The 679-nt window shown below is 55.7% G+C and carries 1 rRNA gene; it reads left to right on the plus strand.

Annotated features, from left to right (window positions below):
- A 23S ribosomal RNA gene (locus NLX74_RS25525) occupies window positions 1-678 on the plus strand; the annotation flags it as partial.
- Window position 679: the final 1 nt, after the last annotated feature.

The following is a 679-nucleotide window of genomic DNA, read 5'->3' on the forward strand; positions in this document are numbered from 1 at the left end:
CCGGTGCGAGGACAGTGTCAGGTGGGCAGTTTGACTGGGGCGGTCGCCTCCTAAAGAGTAACGGAGGCGCCCCAAGGTTCCCTCAGAATGGTTGGAAATCATTCGAAGAGTGCAAAGGCAGAAGGGAGCTTGACTGCGAGACCTACAAGTCGAGCAGGGACGAAAGTCGGGCTTAGTGATCCGGTGGTACCGCATGGAAGGGCCATCGCTCAACGGATAAAAGCTACCCTGGGGATAACAGGCTTATCTCCCCCAAGAGTCCACATCGACGGGGAGGTTTGGCACCTCGATGTCGGCTCATCGCATCCTGGGGCTGAAGTAGGTCCCAAGGGTTGGGCTGTTCGCCCATTAAAGCGGTACGCGAGCTGGGTTCAGAACGTCGTGAGACAGTTCGGTCCCTATCTGTCGTGGGCGTAGGAAATTTGAGAGGAGCTGTCCTTAGTACGAGAGGACCGGGATGGACGTACCGCTGGTGTACCAGTTGTTCCGCCAGGAGCACCGCTGGGTAGCTATGTACGGAAGGGATAAGCGCTGAAAGCATCTAAGCGTGAAGCCCCCCTCAAGATGAGATTTCCCAGTATGTAAGACCCCTTGAAGACGACGAGGTAGATAGGTTGGGGGTGGAAGTGCAGTAATGCATGGAGCTGACCAATACTAATCGGTCGAGGGCTTATCCTAA

The sequence above is a fragment of the Paenibacillus sp. MZ03-122A genome (assembly GCF_024213325.1).
Classification (GTDB): domain Bacteria; phylum Bacillota; class Bacilli; order Paenibacillales; family Paenibacillaceae; genus Paenibacillus; species Paenibacillus polymyxa_B.